Source organism: Accumulibacter sp. (assembly GCF_036625195.1).
GTDB lineage: Bacteria > Pseudomonadota > Gammaproteobacteria > Burkholderiales > Rhodocyclaceae > Accumulibacter.
In genome coordinates, this window is sequence record NZ_JAZKUG010000001.1 from 3,676,134 (window position 1) to 3,690,353 (window position 14,220).

Below are 14,220 nucleotides of genomic sequence, written 5' to 3' on the forward strand. Positions count from 1 at the left end.
CCATTACCCGACAGGAAGGAAGTTCCATGAAGTTGCTCCACTCCCATCTGCAAAAGACACTCGTCGGGGTGGCGCTGACCGCCGTTCTCGGCGGAGCCCCTCAGGCGGCCGAGATTTTTTCGCAGGCGAAGGTCGACGGCGGGACGGCCCTCGACGGCGCCTACTCCATCGGCCAGCTGTTTGGTTTCCAGAACGCGGAACGCTACTCCCTGTCCGGAGCAGCGACCTTGACCGGTCTGCGCTGGTGGGGGACCGACGCCGACGAGAGCCTGTTCGTCGTCCGCCTGTTCAGCGATCTGAGCGACGTGACGGCACCAGCGATCCGGACCGTCGCCGGTTCGGTCGTGAAGACGGACGCCGGAGCTTCTGACGACACTGGCAATGCGATCTTTCGCTACGAGATGAGCCTTTCCGCTCCGGAGGCGCTCGGCGCGGGTGCAGGCTACGTCTCGGTCTTCCTCGATTCCGCCAGTGATTCCTGGTACTGGCTGGAGGGCAGCGGTGGCGATCAGCTCAGCCTGTTCCGCGGCGTCGAGGGCGCTCCGTGGGTGCAGGCTGCGCCGGACCTGTCGCTCGAGCTGATCGGCCGGCAGGAGGCGGGGCAGGTTCCCGAACCGGCCTTCCCGGTTCTGCTGTTGCTGGCGGCGGCCATCGGTTGCCGCCGGGGCCGCTCGGGCGCAGGCTGACGCGCTGACCCGCGGGCGACCGCCGCCCCGGCGGTCCGCTCAGGCCATGGGCCGCGGGCGCGCTGCGGCACGGAAGCGTGAACCATGGCGCGCGGTGCCTGGCGCTCTGCCTGGCCGGCCGGCGGGCGAGCGCGCGGCAAGCTGAATTTCCCGGCTCTTTCGGTGTCTGTGGCAACTCGCCCCTTTCATGAAGTGATGCCATGAACGTCTATCCAGGTCCAGCCCTCGTCACTCTCGCGACCTCCTTCCTGCTCTTCGCCTGCGCCGCATACGTCGGTCGTTGCCGCATCCGCTTCGGCATCCAGGCGCCGGCGACCAGCGGCCACCCGCAATTCGAGATCGCCCACCGCATCCAGGCCAACACCGTCGAGAACAGTGTCGCCTTCCTGCCGGTGCTGTGGGTGTTCGCCAGCAGCGTCTCGAGTCTCTGGGCGACGTTGCTCGGGGGCGTCTGGCTGCTGGCGCGGGTGTGGTATGCGATCGCCTACGCGCGTGATCCGCGGACGCGTGGCGCCGGCTTCCTGCTCTCGATGCTCTGCTTCGGCGCGCTGGGCATCGGCGCCGCCGTTGGCGTCGTGCTGGGAATGCTCGGCTGAGCCGGGCCGCTCCCGAGGCGCCAGCCGCAGCCGACGGGTCGCCGGCGGCGACCCGTCGGCTGCGGCCACTACGCGCCCTGTTGCCCTACGTTGGCCGCTACCCCGGGCGGTTGGCGCTTGCCCTGTCGTTCCTGCTGCTGGCTGCCGGCGCCATGCTGATGCTTCCCCACGCCGTCAAGCTGCTTGTCGACGGGGGGCTGATGCAGCCCGTTGCAGGGGCTTCGGACGAGCGGCTGGCAGCGATTCGGCAGCACTTCCTGTTCCTCTTCGCGCTCTCGTTGCTGCTCGGTCTGGCCACGGCCGCTCGCTACTACATGGTGAGCTGGATCGGCGAGCGTGTCACCACCGACCTGCGGCAAGCGGTCTACGCGCACGTGCTGCGGCAGAGTCCGCAGTTCTTCGAGACGCTGAAGACCGGCGAGGTTCTCTCGCGTCTCAGCACCGATACGACGGTCATCCACCATGCGCTCGGCTCGAGCGTCAGCATGGGGCTGCGCAACCTCGTGCTGCTGCTCGGCGGCCTGGCGATGCTGCTGGCGACCGCGCCGCGGCTGATGCTGTCGGTCGCCGGCATCATCGTCCTCGTCGTCTTGCCGGCGGTGCTGATCGCGCGGCGCGTCCGCAAGTTGTCGCGCGCCAGCCAGGATCGACTGGCCGACACCGGTGGCATCGCCGGCGAGGTGCTCAATGCGGTCGCGGTGGTCCAGAGCTACGGCCGCGAGGCGGCCGAGGCCGAGCGCTTCGGTCGCGCCAACGAAGAGGCCTTCACTGCCTCGATGCGACGCACCGGCACGCGCTCGGCACTGACCGCCTTCGTCATCATCGGCGTCTTCGCCTCGTTGCTGTACGGCATGTACGGCGGCGTGCGGGCCGTTCTGGCCGGTGAGATCAGCGCTGGCGAGCTGAGCCAGACGGCGCTCTACGTGATGCTCGTCGCCGGCAGCGTTGCCGTCCTCGCCGAGGTCTGGGGCGATCTGCTGCGGGCTGCGGGCGCCACCGAGCGGCTGATGGAACTGCTTGCGGTGCGCTCGCCAATCGTCGAGCCGGCGCGTCCGCTCAGCCTGCCGCCGGCGGCAGGCGGCCTGCAGCTCTGCTTCAGCCAGGTGCACTTCGTCTATCCGTCAAGACCGACGGCAGGCGTCCTGCTCGGGCTCGATCTCAGTATTGCGGCGGGGCAGACGGTAGCGCTGGTCGGGCCCTCGGGCGCCGGCAAGACCACCGTGTTCCAGCTGCTGCAGCGCTTCTACGATGTCGCTGCCGGCGCCATCCTGGTCGACGGGGCCGACCTGCGGCAACTGCCGCTCGCCGAGCTGCGCGGGCGGATCGCGGTCGTGCCGCAGGAGCCCGTGATCTTCTCCGGCAGCATTGCCGACAACATCGCCTACGGCAGACCGGGCGCTTCGCCCGACGAGATTCGCGCCGCGGCTGGCGCCGCGTTTGTCGACGACTTCGTTCACCGCCTGCCCGCAGGCTACGACACCTTCGTCGGCGAACGCGGCCTGCGCCTCTCCGGGGGGCAGCGGCAGCGTATCGCCATCGCCCGGGCGATACTGAAGAACGCGCCGCTGCTGTTGCTCGACGAGGCGACCAGCAGCCTCGACGCGGCCAGCGAGCGCGTCGTCCAGGCGGCCCTCGAGGTCGCGATGACCGGCCGGACGACGATCGTCATCGCCCACCGCCTGGCGACGGTGCAGCGCGCCGACCGCATCATCGTCCTCGATCACGGCCGCGTCGTCGAGGACGGAACGCATGCCGCGCTGGTGGCGAAGGGAGGTCTGTACGCCGGACTGGCGGCGTTGCAGTTTGCTGCGTGAGCTGGCAGCCAGCTTGCTGGGGCGCTGCCGCGTTTCTTTGCGCGGGTCGCCCGGCAGGGCGCTGGCACACGATCGGTTCATCCCGTCAGCAAGCAGCAGGCAACTTCATGCTGCCTTCAGGAAGGCGTCGGAAGATCCGCGTGGCCACCGGAGACAAGCGCTTCCGGCAGATCTGGCCATTCTCATCGAGGACGATTCATGCAGGCTGACGGCAGCTCTCGCGGCAAGGAAGAGTACGATCGGGGCACAACCTTGCGGATTTCGCGCGCAGGCGATTCCTGCACACACGGCATGTCGCACTCTTCGAGCCGGAAAATCTGCACATTGGACAACTTGAACTGGAACTCGATTCGCGCGGCAGTCTCGGAGCGCGCGTGGATGCTCTGGGCAGTGGCGGCAGCCGTTCTCAGCGGACTGCTTTTTCTTGCCTGGCAACACTTCTACCCGGTGACGGCTGCCGCAGGCTGGGCGTATCGGGTCCATCTCGACGATCTGCCGCAGGTCAGCGCCCTGGCCACCGATCCCGAAGGGTCGCTCTACTGGACCCGGGAACTCGGCAACGGCCGCGGATCGCTCTTCCGGCGCAGTCCCGATGGCCGCGTGTCGGAAGTGCTCGCGGGCCTTTCGAAGCCGGATGGGCTGTTGTCGTATCGCGGCGGGCTGGCGCTCAGCCAGGAAGGCGGCGAGCAGCGGGTTCTCTGGTGGCGCGACGGGCAGAGCGAAACCCTGATGACCGGGCGGAATGTCGAAGGTCTCGCGAGTGACGGCCGCGCACTCTATGCCATCGAGGATCTGCCGGCAGAAGGGCGTCTGCTGCGGCTGGACGCGGTCAGCGGCACGCTGAGCGTCCTCCGCGGCGGTCTGCGCGAGGCCGAGGGGTTGGCGATCTGTGGCAACGGTGACCTCTTCTACACGCTGAAGGGCAAGGGTTCGGGAAAGGGAAGCGTCCGCCGCTGGTCGGCGGACGGCAGCGATCCGCTGCTCGTCGCCGACCTCGATGCTCCGGGTTTCCTGATGTGTGACGAGGAAGGGCTGTGGATCAGCGAGGACGCGACGCACCGGGCGCGGCTGCTGCTGCTCGACCGCTCCGGTCAGCTGCACGTCATCCTGAGCGGTCTGCGTTCGGCCCAGACGATACTGGCGCTGGCGCCGGGCCGTCTTCTGCTCGCCGAACAGGGCCGCGGCCGCGTGCTGCTTGTCGAGCGCCAGACGGAGTCCGGCCGCTGAAGCTGCTGTGTCAGCGGCTGAGCAGATCGCCGAGCCGGCGAACTGCGTCGTCGATCTCCGGCGAATGCGGGTTGCCGCAGTTCAGGCGCAAGCAGTTGCGATACATGCCGCTGGCCGAGAAAAGTTCGCCCGGAACGTAGGCCACGCCGGCAGCGATCGCCTGCTCGAAGCGCGCGCTGGCATCGATCTCGGGCGGCAGCTCGACCCACAACACGAAACCGCCCTGCGGCTCGGTGATCCGGGTCTCGGCCGGAAAGTAGCGGGCGACTGCTCCGCGCATGGCCTCGACCTGCCGCTGGTAGGCGCGCCGCAGCGTGCGCAGATGGCGCTCGCAGGCACCCGACGCGAGGTACTCGGCGAGCACCAGTTGCGTCACCGGATTCGTCGCGCCGCTGCCGATCGTCTTCTGCAGGGCGATCTGCGAGCGGTAGCGTCCGCCGGCGATGAAGCCGATCCGCAGCGCCGGCGAAAGACACTTCGAGAACGACGAGCAGAGCATCACCTGGCCGCTTCCGTCGAAAGCCTTGATCGGCCGCGGACGTTCGTTGCCGAAGTGGAGGTCGCCGTAGATGTCGTCCTCGATCACCGGCAAGCCGCGGTCAGCGGCGAGCCGTGCCAGTCGCCGCTTGTTTTCGTCCGGCATGATGCTGCCGAGCGGGTTGCTGGCATTGGGCACCAGCAGGCAGGCGGCGACCCGGCCATCGCGGGTCGCCAGATCAAGGGCTTCGATCGACAGCCCGCGGCCGGGGTCGGTCGGAATCTCGAGCGCCTTCAGGCCAAGCGATTCGAGCAGTTGCAGCATCAGGTAGTAGGCAGGCGATTCGACGGCCACGATGTCGCCGGGACTGGTCACCGCCCGCAGGCACAGGGCGAGCGCCTCGGTGCAGGAATTGGTGATGACGAACTCGCTGGCGGCCAGCCCGCCGGCCCAGGCGACTGAACGCAACAGCAACTGCCGCACGAGCGCGGCCTCGTCCATGTTGATGTGGCTGCCGCCCGCGAGCAGTCGCGGATGGCGCCGGACGACGCCGGCGTACAGCCGCTGCAGCGAGGCCAGCGGCAGCAGGCCGGAGGCCGGCAGCGCCGCTGCCAGCGGCGCCACACCAGGGGCCACCCCGGCCTGCAGCACGCGCATCAGCCGCTGGCTGACATCGACCGCCACCGGAATATCCGGCGGCGAGCGGCTGTCCGGTTGCGCGCGCCGGACGCCTGGGTGGCGGACGAAATAGCCCGACTGCGGCCGCGCCTCGACGAGTCCGCGATCCTCGAGTTGGTGCAGCGCCTGCAGCACCGTCGACACCGACAGGCGGCGTTCGCGCGACAGGCGCCGCACCGAAGGCAGGCGTTCGCCGGGTTGCAGGTTACCGGCGGCGATGATGCCGCGCAGATCCTCGGCCAGTTTCTCGTAGCGCAGTGCCTCAGCTTCCATTCGTCTCGCCAGTACAGTTGTCGGCAGTAAAGACCAGCACAGTTGGAAAACAAGCCAACTGTTTCGCTCACAATTCATCAGGATTGTCACTGTACCACACTCGCCGGTCGCCATACACTGCAGCTGTCGGATCGCCATCAGAGTAACCCTTCACGGCGGCCGATGCCGGCACGAGCAGCCGCTCGCGCCGGTGGACGAGACGCCACCAACCAGTCAGGAGACCTGCCATGAAACTCGATCCATGCAACAGCCAGATCTGCCTCACCGCGAACCGGCCGCTGCGGCTGCTCGCGGCGCGTGGCGTCCGCATCAACTGCACGGCCGGCATCGCCTGGCTGACGGTCGCCGGTGAAGCAGGCGACATCCTGCTTGCGGCGGGTGAGAGTCATCGGGTGCGCAGCAACGGTCTCGCGCTGGTCGAGGCCATCGGCACGGCGCGCGTCCAGCTCGAGCAGCCGCTGCCTGGCTGGGCGACGCTGTGGCGCGCCGCGCGCGGCTACTGGCGCCGGCGACCGTTGGCGTTGCGCCCGTCCGTCTGGCGTCCGCGGCTGGCGTGGCGCGAGGGTTCGGCCACCGCCGGCTGATCTTGAACGGAGGCGGGTTTTCGTTCACAATTCGCCCGTGTTCATTCGGTTTCGGGCGAGGCGCGATGAAAACGGCGGATGCAGGCGTGGTTCTCGACCGGACCGTGCAGGCCTTGCGTGCCCACAGCCTGGTAGTGGCGGTGCAGGCCGATCACGCGGCCCAGACGGACGGGCACGCACGCACTTGGCTGCGTGTTGCCAGAGGGCGCGGCAGCAGCGACTACTCGGTCGTGGTCAAGGGGCGGTTGACGCAGAGCAGCCTCGGCGCGGTGCTGGCGCAGTTGCGGCAACCGGTCGACGCCGGCCAGCCACCGGCGCTCCTGGTCACCGACCATGTCAGCCCGCCACTGGCGGAGCGCCTGCAAGCCAGCCAGCAACAGTTCGCCGACGCGGCGGGCAATGCCTACCTGGAGACCCCCTCGTTCCTCGTCCTCGTCAAGGGCCGCAAGCCGGATGCGAAGGAGATCGCCCTGCGCGCCAGCCGGGGCTTCAGCAACAGTCGTCTGAAGGTGCTTTTCGCGCTGATCTGCGACCCACAACTGGCGGCCGCACCCTACCGAACGATCGCGGCGGCGGCGAACGTCGCGCTCGGGTCCCTGCCGGCAGTTCTCGCCGATCTGCAGCGGGACGAGTCGCTGCTGGTGCAGCAACGACAGCGGCGGCTGAACGCCAGCAAGCGACTGCTCGACGAATGGGCGCAGGCCTATGCCGTCGGTCTGCGTGGGCGGACCCTGAGCGCTCGTCATGTGGCTGGAAACTTCGCTCGCTGGCCGGAGTGGCCGCTGCCTTCCGCATCTCTGCGCTGGGGGGGAGAGCCGGCGGCCAAGCTGCTCGGCTGCAGTCTGCAGCCGGGGATCCTGACGCTCTATGGCGACAGATTGCCGGCACGACTGGTCACTCTCGGGCATCTCGTTCCGGCCGGTCCAGCCGACTACCAGGGCCTGCTCGAACTGCGCAAGCCGTTCTGGGGCGAAGCTCTGGCAGCGGCCACGGGGCCGCAGACGGTGCCCCCGGCGCTGGTCTACGCCGACCTGCTGGCCACCGGCAACGGACATTGCTGTGAGGCGGCGCAGGCGGTCTACGAGAGCTTTCTGGCGCGCGCCTTTCCGTCCCGCTGAATCCCTTGCCATCGGCCGGGCGTCGTTGCCGGCGGACGCCAGGGAAAGGTCCGCCGGCTGGGCGACGGCGCCGAGAAGTGCGTTGCTGCAACGCCGGACAGGATGATCAGCCCGATCGCCAGCCAGGACCAGCGGTCGAGTGTCTCGTTCCAGATGACGATGCCGAAGAAGCTGGCGAAGATCACCGTGGTGTAGGCGAGAGCCGCCGACAGGAGCGTGCGACTCGCGGCATAGGCGCGCGTCATCGCCAGTTGGGCGGCAGTGGCGAAAGCCGCGACGCCTAACAGCAGGCTGCCGCTGCGCAGATCGATCGGATGCAGCTTGGAAAAGGCCAGCCAACAGGTGGCGCCGAGCGACGACACGAGGGAAAAGTAGAAGACGGTCCGGCTCTCGGGCTCGCCTCGTAGACCCAGCTCGCGGACACTGAAATAGGCCATGCCTGCGAGTGCACCGGAAGCCAGGCCGAGGAGTGCAGCGGGCAGTTGGTCCGCACCCCAGCTCGGCCGCAGCAGCAGGCCGACACCGGCGAGGCCGAGCGCCAGTGCGAAGAAGACGCCGGTGGTCGGCCGCTGCCCGGCGACGGCCAGATAGATTGCCAGGAAAATGGCAGAGGTGTAGTTCAGGGTGACGGCCGTGGCCAGCGGCAGCAAGGTGATCGCCCAGAAGTAGGCGAGCAGTGCCGCGAAGCCGACCGCGCCGCGGCTGATCTGCCAACGCCAGTGTGGCGTGCGCAGCGGCACACCGCGCAGGCGGACGAGCAGGAACATGGCGAGCAGCGACAGCACGCTGCGGTAGAAGACGATCTCCCCGGCAGAGTGGCTCGCCGCGGCCAGTTTGACGCAGACGCCCATACAGGCGAAAAAGAGGCTGGCGAGGACCATCCAGAGCGATTGCATCGATACGTCCGGCGCGAACGGAGGGCCGGATTCTACCGCCAAAGCGGCATCGCCGTGAGTCGCCTGACGGTGATTGCCGACGGCGGCTCTCGGCGGCGGTGCTGGCGACGATTTCTGCCGATGGACCGGGAACGTCACTGGCCGAGCGCTGCCAAGCGGCGACAATCCGGCGCCGTTGGTGGCCGGCAGGCGTTGCAGCGGTACCGGCGAGCGGGAATTGTCGGTAAAGTGGTTGCTTTGGCGGCGATGGGGGCGAGGGCGCGGACGATGTTGGGAAACGCATGGATGCAATGGGGAAGGGCCGAGTGCCGGGCACCGCTGCTGGTCGTTGCCCTGGCGCTGCTCTTGGCTGGCTGCGCACCGCCACCGGAACCGATCAGCATCGGCTTCATCGGCGGCACTTCGGGGCGGGTCGCGGATCTCGGCATTGCCGGTCGCGACGGCGTGCAGCTGGCCGTCGATCTGCGCAATCAGGCCGGAGGCGTCGGCGGGCGCGCGGTAAGGCTGCTGATCCGGGACGACGAGCAGAACCCCGAGGTGGCGGCGCGTGTCCTGCGCGAGCTGATCGACCAGGGCGTCGTCGCCGTCGTCGGGCCGATGACGAGCGCCATGGCCATGGCGATGGTACCGATCGCCAACGAGGCGAAGCTCTTGCTGCTCAGTCCGACGGTCTCGACCGAAGACCTCAGCGGCCGCGACGACTTCTTCTTTCGCGTCGGTTCGTCGAACCATGCCAATGCCGCCGAGGTTGCGCGTCGCCATCTGCAGCGGCATGCGGACCAGCGGCGCCTGGCTGTGGCCTACGATCTGAGCAACAAGGCCTACAGCGAGACCTGGCTTGGTGGCTTCCGGAACGCTTTCGAGGGTGGTGGCGGGCAGTTGCTGACGACGATCGCTTTCGAATCGGGCGGCGACAAATCCCTGCGGCAGCTGGCCGAAGAGCTCCTGGGCAGCCGCGCCGACGGCATCCTGATCGTCGCCAATTCGGTCGACACCGCGCTGTTGTGCCAGCAGCTCCGCAAGCTCGGCAGCGACCTGCCGATCCTTGCTGCCGAATGGGCCGCCACCGAGCGACTGATCGAACTGGGCGGCAAGGCCGTCGAGGGGCTGCTGGTGGGGCAGAACTTCAATCGCGGCAGCGAGGCACCACGCTACTTGGCCTTTCGCGAGGCCTACGGCGAGCGTTTCCATCGCGATCCGGGCTTCGGTGGTGCGCTCGCCTTTGATGCCGCCAACGTGCTGCTCGAGGCGCTGGCGCGACGGCAGGGCGAGCAGGGCGTCAAGGAGGCCCTGTTGAGCGTCCGTCGCTTCGACGGTCTGCAGGCGCCGATCGTCTTCGACGATGCGGGCGACGTGCAACTCGGCGTGTTCATGACCGTGGTGCGCGACGGGCGTCTGGTGGTGGTGGAGTAGGAGGACGCGTGGCGCGACCTCTCTGGCAGTGGCTGGCGTGGCGCTTCATCGTCGCCAGCGTGCTGCCGCTGCTCCTCGTCGCCGCACTGCTGCTGCAGGTCCTGCTGCCGCCGGTGATTGCCGGCATCGAGGCGCGGCATGAGGTGCTTGCCCGCGCAATTGCCGGCCAAGTCGAGGAATACCTGCGCGGCGCCGGCCGGGAGATGTCCACACTGGCGGCGTACATCGGGAACAGTGCTCTGCCGCCGGGGCCGCAGTTGCAGAAGCTGCTCGATACCCACGGCAACTCCGGCGCCGTCTTCGCGGCGATCTACCTGGCAGCCGATGACGACGCCGTGCTCGCCGTTGCTCTGCCACCGGGGCAGCAGGTGCAGCGTGACGACCTGATCGGTGTCGACCTCTCGCGCTGGAGCGTCCTGCACGAGGCTCGTCAGCGGCAGGCTCCGGTCTGGTCCGAGGTCTTCCTCTCCGCGGTCAGTGCGCGGCTGGCGGTCAGCCTGGCGATTCCGGTCGGCGATCGGGTGCTGATCGGCGAAGTGGCGATCAACCGGCTGGCCGAGTTCCTCGGCCAGTTGCCGACGGAAGCCGGCATGCTGACGATGGTCCTCGATCGCCGCGGTCAGGTCATCGCGCATTCGCAAAGTCGCCTCGGCGGTCAGCAGATCAACCTTGGTCACCTGCCGATCGTCGAGGATGCGCTGCAAGGGCGCTTCGACCGCCACGATCTCGAACTCGACGGCGAAAGGTTCATGGCGACGCTGGTTCAAGTGCCGCAACTCGGGTGGACGGTCCTCGTTGCGCAGCCACGACTCGACGCCTTGCGACCGTTCCAGGCGAGCCTGTGGATACTCGCTGCCGGCGTTCTGTTGGCGTTGCTGCTCGGCAGCGGCGCGACGCTGCTGCTCGCCCGCCGCCTCGCACAGCGAATCGGCCGCTACACCGACCAGACACACGCCATTGCCGGTGGCGATTACGGTCGCCCCTGGCCGCTGCTGAGGATCAAGGAACTCGACCAGCTGGCTGCCGATCTCGATCGCATGTCGCAGGCGATCCGCCAGCGCGAGCAGGCGCTGCGCGCCAGCGAGACTCGCTTTCGTGACCTCTCGGCGCTGGCTTCCGACTGGTTCTGGGAACAGGACGAAGAGTTTCGTTTCACCTATGTGTCGGCAGGTGGAGCGGTATCGGCGCTTGCGGAGAACGGTTTCGACCTGCGGCTATCCCTCGGCAGGACGCGCTGGGAGTTGCCGAACAACCTGGGTGCTCCGGAATGGCAGGCGCATCGCCGTCTGCTCGAGGCACGCCAGCCGTTTCGTGATTTCGAGTATGCGCTGCGCTCCGAGTCCGGGTCCTGGCACTGGGTGGCGGTCAGCGGCCAGCCCCTGTTTGACGACGCGGGACGTTTCGTCGGCTATCGCGGGACCGCGCGCGACATCACGCGGCGGCAACAGGTCGACGAGGCCCTGCGCCAGGCCAAGCTGGTGGTGGAGAACAGCCCGGCGGTGGTCTTTCGCTGGCGAGCGGATGCCGGCTGGCCGACCGTGTTCGTCTCCGACAACATCGGGCAGTTTGGCTACGCTGCCCACGAATTGCTCGATGGAGAAATCACTTATGCGTCTTTGATCCATCCCGACGACGTCGAGCGGGTCGCCCGGGAATTGCTGGAGCATGCCCAACTGGGCCGCGATCACTTCAGCCAGGAGTACCGGATCGTCACCAGGAGCGGCGCGGTTCGCTGGGTCGATGACCTGACCGCGGCCGAACGCGACGAGGCCGGAACGATTCGCCATTATCAGGGAGTCGTCATCGACATCAGTGAGCGCAAGCGTGTCGAGGAGGAACTGCGGCGGCTCAATCGGCAGTTGCGCATGGTCAGCGACTGCAATCAAGCGCTGATCCGCGCTCGTGACGAAGGCGAACTGCTGACGACGGTCTGTTCGATCGTCGTCCATACCGGTGGTTACCGGATGGCCTGGGTCGGTTACGCGGAGCGAGATGCGGCACGATCGATTCGGCCCGCGGCGTCGGCGGGTCACGAAGCAGGTTATCTCGATCAGTTGGCTACCAGTTGGGCCGATGGCGAACGCGGCCGGGGTGCGAACGGTGAGGCGATCCGCAGCGGTCGCCCCTGCGTCATCAAGGATCTGGCGAACGAGCCACGGTTTGCGCCCTGGCGGACGCAGGCGCTCGAGCGTGGCTACGCTGCGCTCTGTGCGCTGCCACTGCGCGAGGCCGGACGGAGCTTCGGCTCGCTGAGCATCTACGCCGCGGCCGTCGGCGCTTTCGATCAGGCGGAAGTGGCGCTGCTCGGCGAACTGGCGGATGACCTGGCTTTCGGCATCTCGGTGTTGCGCATCCGTGACCAGCGCGATCGGGTCGATGCCGCACTGCGCGACAGCGAGGCGCGCTACCGCCTGCTTTTCGACAGCACGCCGCATCCGATGTGGGTCTTCGATGCCGAGACGTTGGCCTTCCTGACCGTCAATCAGGCAGCGATCGCGACCTATGGTTACTCGCGTGCCGAGTTCCTCAACATGAGCATTCTCGACCTCGGGGCCGACGAGCGGACGCCACTGCTCTCCGAGGACGTCATCGCCGTCGAGGAGGTTGCCGATTACACGGGCTTCTGGCGTCATCGGCGCAAGGATGGCGAGCTGATCGACGTCGAGATCGTCTCGCATGCGCTTTCCTACGAAGGGCGGCGGGCGGAACTCGTCCTGGCCACCGACATCACCGAACGCAGACGATCGGAGCGGGCGCTGTTGGCGAGCGAAATGAAATATCGCGAGCTGGTGGAGAACGCGAACAGCATCATCCTGCGCTGGACACCGAAGGGCGAGATCAGCTTCATCAACGAGTTCGGGATCAGGTTCTTCGGCTATACGGAAGAGGAGCTGATCGGGCACCATGTCGTCGGCACGATCGTCCCGCCGGCGGCGAGTGACGGCGAGGAACTGCTGCCACTGATGGAGCGCATCTGCCAGCGGCCGGAAGACTTCGCGCACCACGTGAACGAGAACATGCGCCGCGGTGGCGAACGCGTCTGGGTGTCCTGGACCAACCGGGCGGTATTCAACGACTGGGGGCAGGTAATCGAGGTCTTCAGTGTCGGCGCCGATGTCACCGAGCACAAGCGGGCGGAAGCAGCGGTGCGCGAGAGCGAGGAGCGTTTCGCCAAGGCCTTCCACTCGAGTCCGGCACCGATGGCGATCAGCGCCATCGATACCGGGGTTTACCACGATGTGAACGAACAGATGCAGAAAATGCTCTGCTATTCACGCGCGCAACTGGTTGGCAGCAGCTCGGTCGAGCTTGGAATCTGGGCTGACTCGGGAGCCCGTGAGCGGATGGTCGAGCGGGTCCGTTTGCACGGCGCTTGCCGTGAAATGCCGGCGCGCTTTCGCACCAGCACGGGCGAAATCCGGGAAGCGCTCTACTCGGGCGAGATCATCCGTCTCGGTGAAAAGGAGGTCCTTCTGTCATTGATCTTCGACGTCACCGATCGCAAGCGGGCGGAGGAGGAACTGCTGCACCACCGGGAGCACCTCGAGGAACTGGTCAGCGAGCGCACGCGCGAGTTGCGGCAGGCGATGGAACAACTCCTGCAGGCCGAGAAGCTGGCCGCCCTGGGCAATCTGGTCGCCGGCGTGGCGCACGAGTTGAACACGCCGCTGGGCAACAGTCGCGTCGTCGCCAGCCTGCTCGCCGAGGAGCTGCGGGCCTTCGCCACAGCGGTCGACGCGGGCAGCCTGCGCCGCTCCCAGGTCGATCGTTTCCTCAACCGCGGACGCGAGGCCGTCGATCTGCTGGAACGCAACAGCGCCCGCGCGGCCGATCTGATCGGTCACTTCAAGCAGGTTGCGGTGGACCAGAGCAGCGCCCGTCGTCGCGTCTTCGATCTCCGGCAAACGGTCGAAGAGATGCTCAGCGCGCTGCGCTTCAGCTTCAAGAACAGCCCGCACCGGATCGATCTCGACATTCCTGCCGGGCTGCTGATGGACAGCTACCCGGGGCCGCTCGAGCAGGTGATCGCCAATCTCGTGGGCAACGCGGTCAGCCATGGCCTGGCCGGAGTCGACTGCGGCCGCATCCTGCTGCAGGCGACTGCCGTCGGCGACGCGCAGGTGCTGCTTTCGTGTGCTGACGACGGTGTCGGCATGCCGTCGGCGACCCTGAAGCGGATCTTCGAACCCTTCTTCACGACCCGCCTGGGGCAGGGTGGCAGCGGCCTCGGGTTGTACATCGTCTACAACCTGGTCACCGGCGTGCTGGGCGGGACGATCGCGGTCGACAGTGCGCCCGGAAAGGGCAGCACTTTCAGGCTCAGTCTGCCGTGCAATGCGCCGGAGCGGCGAGTTGTCGGGTGACATGGCAGTCCGCGGCGATGGCGCAGACGGGTGCCGCGAAGCCGCGTTGGCCGCAAACGTCACGCGTCGCAGGTGCAGACGAGGCGGCATCCA

The 14,220-nt window shown here is 67.7% G+C and carries 10 protein-coding genes; 8 read left to right on the plus strand and 2 right to left on the minus strand.

The annotated features are described in order from the left end of the window. The first annotated feature begins 26 nt into the window (after nucleotides 1-26). The 4 genes from V5B60_RS16110 to V5B60_RS16125 all read left to right on the plus strand — a co-directional run bounded on the left by V5B60_RS16110 (nucleotide 27) and on the right by V5B60_RS16125 (nucleotide 4,323). Nucleotides 27-686, plus strand: coding sequence for a hypothetical protein (locus V5B60_RS16110; RefSeq protein ID WP_332348155.1), 660 nt, complete (start codon nucleotides 27-29; stop codon nucleotides 684-686). Between the two features lie 200 nt (nucleotides 687-886). Next, entirely contained in the window at nucleotides 887-1,282 is a 396-nt protein-coding gene (locus V5B60_RS16115) for an MAPEG family protein (protein ID WP_332348156.1), read from the plus strand. Next, nucleotides 1,279-3,096, plus strand: coding sequence for an ABC transporter transmembrane domain-containing protein (locus tag V5B60_RS16120; RefSeq protein ID WP_434735382.1), 1,818 nt, complete (start codon nucleotides 1,279-1,281; stop codon nucleotides 3,094-3,096). The genes V5B60_RS16115 and V5B60_RS16120 overlap by 4 nt, the downstream gene beginning before the upstream one ends. A gap of 324 nt (nucleotides 3,097-3,420) precedes the next feature. Continuing rightward, nucleotides 3,421-4,323 carry a hypothetical protein gene (locus V5B60_RS16125; RefSeq protein WP_332348158.1) on the plus strand — a complete coding sequence of 301 codons (903 nt, stop codon included), beginning with the start codon at nucleotides 3,421-3,423 and terminating at the stop codon, nucleotides 4,321-4,323. A 10-nt stretch (nucleotides 4,324-4,333) separates the two neighbouring features. Here V5B60_RS16125 and V5B60_RS16130 read toward each other — a convergent pair whose 3' ends face one another. After that, complete coding sequence (locus V5B60_RS16130; protein ID WP_332348160.1) at nucleotides 4,334-5,752, minus strand: PLP-dependent aminotransferase family protein; 1,419 nt, start codon at nucleotides 5,750-5,752, stop codon at nucleotides 4,334-4,336. Nucleotides 5,753-5,979: 227 nt separating this feature from the next. Here V5B60_RS16130 and V5B60_RS16135 point away from each other — a divergent pair, with 227 nt between their 5' ends. Both V5B60_RS16135 and V5B60_RS16140 read left to right on the plus strand, forming a co-directional pair. After that, nucleotides 5,980-6,336 (plus strand): DUF2917 domain-containing protein, encoded by a 357-nt coding sequence (locus tag V5B60_RS16135; RefSeq protein ID WP_332348162.1) that lies wholly within the window; start codon nucleotides 5,980-5,982, stop codon nucleotides 6,334-6,336. 65 nt (nucleotides 6,337-6,401) lie between these two features. Further along, nucleotides 6,402-7,454, plus strand: coding sequence for a type IV toxin-antitoxin system AbiEi family antitoxin (locus V5B60_RS16140; RefSeq protein WP_332348164.1), 1,053 nt, complete (start codon nucleotides 6,402-6,404; stop codon nucleotides 7,452-7,454). Here V5B60_RS16140 and V5B60_RS16145 read toward each other — a convergent pair. Continuing rightward, on the minus strand, nucleotides 7,415-8,350 hold the full coding sequence (locus V5B60_RS16145; RefSeq protein ID WP_332348166.1) for a DMT family transporter: 936 nt from the start codon (nucleotides 8,348-8,350) through the stop codon (nucleotides 7,415-7,417). The genes V5B60_RS16140 and V5B60_RS16145 overlap by 40 nt on opposite strands. A 285-nt stretch (nucleotides 8,351-8,635) precedes the next feature. On the opposite strand from V5B60_RS16145, the gene V5B60_RS16150 reads away from it, so the two are divergent. Further along, a complete protein-coding gene (locus V5B60_RS16150; protein ID WP_332348168.1) occupies nucleotides 8,636-9,763 on the plus strand; it encodes an ABC transporter substrate-binding protein in 1,128 nt (375 codons plus the stop codon). Between the two features lie 8 nt (nucleotides 9,764-9,771). Further along, nucleotides 9,772-14,127: a PAS domain S-box protein gene (locus tag V5B60_RS16155; protein WP_332348171.1), complete on the plus strand. Its 4,356-nt coding sequence runs from the start codon at nucleotides 9,772-9,774 to the stop codon at nucleotides 14,125-14,127. The last annotated feature ends 93 nt before the right edge of the window (nucleotides 14,128-14,220 follow it).